The sequence below is a fragment of the Mycolicibacterium palauense genome (genome assembly GCF_002592005.1).
Classification (GTDB): Bacteria; Actinomycetota; Actinomycetes; order Mycobacteriales; family Mycobacteriaceae; genus Mycobacterium; species Mycobacterium palauense.
In genome coordinates, this window is the sequence record NZ_NVQF01000171.1 from 1 (window position 1) to 3,701 (window position 3,701).

At 71.7% G+C, this 3,701-nt stretch carries 3 protein-coding genes and 1 pseudogene; 3 read left to right on the forward strand and 1 reads right to left on the reverse strand.

The annotated features are described in order from the left end of the window. The 3 genes from CSR00_RS29540 to CSR00_RS29550 form a co-directional block, all read left to right on the forward strand. On the forward strand, positions 1 to 994 hold a 994-nt coding region (locus CSR00_RS29540; protein WP_141564536.1), incomplete at its 5' end, for an NAD(P)H-dependent glycerol-3-phosphate dehydrogenase. Between the two features lie 18 nt (positions 995 to 1,012). After that, positions 1,013 to 2,146 carry a cystathionine gamma-lyase gene (locus CSR00_RS29545; protein WP_245906752.1) on the forward strand — a complete coding sequence of 378 codons (1,134 nt, stop codon included), beginning with the start codon at positions 1,013 to 1,015 and terminating at the stop codon, positions 2,144 to 2,146. Positions 2,147 to 2,158: 12 nt separating this feature from the next. Then, entirely contained in the window at positions 2,159 to 3,265 is a 1,107-nt protein-coding gene (locus tag CSR00_RS29550; protein WP_099025901.1) for a D-alanine--D-alanine ligase family protein, read from the forward strand. A 19-nt stretch (positions 3,266 to 3,284) separates the two neighbouring features. Here CSR00_RS29550 and CSR00_RS29555 read toward each other — a convergent pair. Beyond that, positions 3,285 to 3,680, reverse strand: a pseudogene (locus tag CSR00_RS29555) (DUF3515 domain-containing protein); the annotation flags it as partial. Positions 3,681 to 3,701 lie beyond the last annotated feature (21 nt).

Sequence of the window (3,701 nt, forward strand, 5' to 3'; positions counted from 1 at the left end):
GACCGCAGCGGTGATGGGGGCGGGGGCCTGGGGGACGGCCCTGGCCAAAGTGCTCGCCGACGCCGGCAACGACGTCCGGCTGTGGGCCCGCCGCGCCGAGGTGGCCGAGCAGATCAACACCACGCGGCGCAACGAGGAATACCTGCCCGGCATCGAGCTGCCCACCCGGATCCTGGCCACGCCCGACCCCGCGACGGCGCTGGCCGGGGTCACGACGGTGCTGTTGGCGGTCCCGTCACAGCAGCTGAGGGCGAACCTGCAGCCCTGGACGTCGCTGATCGTTCCCGGCGCCACCCTGGTCAGTCTCGCCAAGGGCATCGAACTGGGCACCCTGATGCGGATGAGTCAGGTGATCGTCGACGTCACCGGCGTGGACCACAGCCAGGTCGCGGTCGTGTCGGGGCCGAACCTGGCCAGTGAGATCGCCGAGGGCCAGCCCGCGGCCACCGTGGTGGCCTGCACCGACTCCGGCCGGGCCGTCACCGTGCAGAGATCGCTGAGCACGGGCTATTTCCGGCCCTACACCAACGCCGACGTGGTGGGCACCGAGATCGGCGGCGCGTGCAAGAACGTCATCGCACTGGCCTGCGGGATGGCCAACGGCGTCGGCCTGGGGGAGAACACCGCGGCGGCGATCATCACCCGCGGGCTCGCCGAGATCATCCGGCTCGGGATCGCGCTTGGAGCACACGGTGCGACGCTGGCCGGGCTGGCCGGGGTGGGGGACCTGGTCGCGACGTGCTCCTCGCCGCGGTCGCGCAACTTCGCCTTCGGACATCGCCTGGGCGAGGGCGAGACGATCGAACAGGCACAGACCGCCGCCCACGGCCACGTCGCCGAGGGGGTCACCTCGTGCCGTTCGGTGCTGGCCCTGGCCTCCAGTTACGACGTCGAGATGCCGTTGACCGAGGCGGTGCACGGCGTGTGCCACAAGGGCCTGTCGGTCGACGACGCGATCGCCCTGCTGCTGGGCCGCAGCATCAAACCGGAGTAGACGACAGGGCAGGACAACATGGCTGAGCAGTTCGGCATGCAGTACGGCACCTCCACCCGAAGCGTGAAGGCGGTGGCCTCGCCCGCGGTTCCGGGCGCGCCGGTGGCACCGTATCCGTTGCCGGCGGCCACGTTCCACCTGCCCACCGCCGACGACGAGTCGGCGGCAGGCGACTACTACGGCCGGGCGTCCAACCCGACCTGGCGGCAGGTCGAATCGGCGCTGGCCCAGCTGGAGGGGGCGGTGTCGGCGCTGGTCTTCGGATCGGGGATGGCCGCCGTCACCGCGACCCTGCGGGTGCTCGCGGCTCCCGGATCGGTGCTGGTGGTGCCCGCCGACGGCTACTATCAGGTGCGCGCCTACGCCACCGAATGCCTTGTGCCACAAGGCGTCAAGGTGCTCCAAGCCGGGGCCGGGGAGATGTGCGAGGCCGCCGGCCAGGCGGATGTCGTGCTGGCCGAGACCCCGACCAATCCCGGCCTCGACGTCGTCGACCTGCACCGGCTCGGCCTGATCTGCCGGGGCCGCGGGGCCCGGCTGATCGTCGACAACACCACCGCCACTCCGCTGGCCCAACAGCCGCTGGCGCTGGGCGCCGACCTCGTGGTGGCCAGCGCCACCAAGGCGTTGTCGGGGCACAGCGACCTGCTGGCGGGCTACGTCGCCGGCAGCCAACCCGATCTGCTGGCCGCCGTGGAGCGCGAACGGCTGCTGTCGGGCCCCATCCTCGGAGCCTTCGAGGCGTGGCTGTTGCTGCGCAGCCTGGGCAGCGCGGGTCTGCGCTACGAACGCCAGTGCCAGAACGCCCAGTCGTTGGCGACGATGCTCGACGGTCATCACGCGGTGCGTTCGGTGCGCTACCCGGGCCTGCCCGGGGACACGAGCTACCCGGTGGCCGCCGGGCAGATGCAGCGGTTCGGTTCCCTGGTGGCCGCCGAACTCGCCGACGCCGACGCGGTCGCCGGTCTGCTCTCCGCGGCCGAGCTGGTGGTGTCCTCGACAAGCTTCGGCGGCATCCACACCTCGGCGGACCGCCGTGCCCGCTGGGGCGACGACGTTGCGGCGGGGTTCGTGCGCTTCTCCCTGGGCATCGAGGACACCGACGATCTGCTCACCGACATCGACCGCGCCCTGACAACGGCGGCGCGGTAGCCTCTGGTAGTTGTGACTGCCCGTATCCGTGTCGCCGTCGTCTTCGGCGGTCGAAGCAGCGAGCACGCCATCTCCTGCGTCTCGGCCGGCAGCATCCTGCGCAACCTGGATCCCGAGCGTTTCGAGGCGGTGCCGATCGGGATCACCCCCGGCGGCGCCTGGGTGCTGTCCGACGCCACCCCGGCGAGCCTGGCCATCACCGACGGGCGGTTGCCCGAGGTCGGCGACGCCGCGGGGGCCGAGCTGGCGCTGAGCACCGATCCGCGCCGCGGCGGCGAACTCGTGGCGTTGGCCGGGGAACACGCCGGTCAGATCCTGCACGCCGTCGACGTGGTGTTTCCGGTGCTGCACGGACCCTACGGCGAGGACGGCACCATCCAGGGTCTGCTGGAGCTGGCCGGCGTTCCCTACGTCGGCGCCGGCGTGCTGTCCAGCGCGGCCGGCATGGACAAGGAGTTCACCAAGAAGCTGCTGGCGGCCGAGGGGCTGCCGATCGCCGACCACGTCGTGCTGCGGCCGCGCCGGGACACTCTGGACCTCGAGGAGCGCCAGCGGCTCGGACTGCCGGTGTTCGTCAAACCCGCGCGCGGCGGTTCGTCGATCGGGGTCAGCAGGGTCTGTGAGTGGTCCGAGCTGCCGGCGGCCATCGCGACCGCGCGTGCGCACGACCCGAAGGTCATCGTGGAGGCCGCCGTGCCCGGCCGTGAACTCGAGTGCGGCGTGCTGGAGTTCCCCGACGGCCGGATCGAGGCCAGCACGGTCGGTGAGATCAGGGTCGCCGGCGTCCGGGGCCGCGAGGACGGTTTCTACGACTTCGCGACGAAGTATCTCGAAGACGCCGCCGAGCTGGACGTGCCGGCCAAGATCGACGACGAGGTGGCCGACGAGATCCGTCGGCTGGCGATCCGGGCCTTCAACGCCATCGACTGTCAGGGCCTGGCCCGGGTCGACTTCTTTCTGACCGAGGACGGTCCGGTGGTCAACGAGCTCAACACGATGCCGGGGTTCACCACCATCTCGATGTATCCGCGGATGTGGGCTGCCAGCGGTGTGGACTACCCGGATCTGCTGGCCGCCATGGTCGGTACCGCACTGGCCCGCGGCACCGGCCTGCGCTGAGGGCCGACCGGGCGCACGCTCAGCGGGGTGGGGCGGGATCGATCGCGCGGGCGGGCAGGGTCTGTGAGATCACCGCGGAGACGTCCTGGATGGGCGCCGGGCCCGAATCCGACGGCAGTGTCAGCGCGACGTACACCGGGCGGTCCACCGCCACCCACGTCGTCAGGCCCCCGACCGGATCGGCGATTCGGAACCACTCGACGTCGTCGACGAGCTGCAGCGGGACACCCACCATGAACTCGGCGGGCCGGCCCAGCCCGCAGCGCAGGATCACCGGCTCGCCGTCGGGGCCCCGCCGCCAGGCCGCCGCGGCCACCGGTGTCGGATCGGCGGTGGCGGCCCGCCGGTAGTCGCCCAGGGTGTCCGGCAGCGCGGAGAACAGTGCGGCACAGGCGGGGTCGTCGGCCTGCGGTGCGGCTGGCTCTTATACACATAT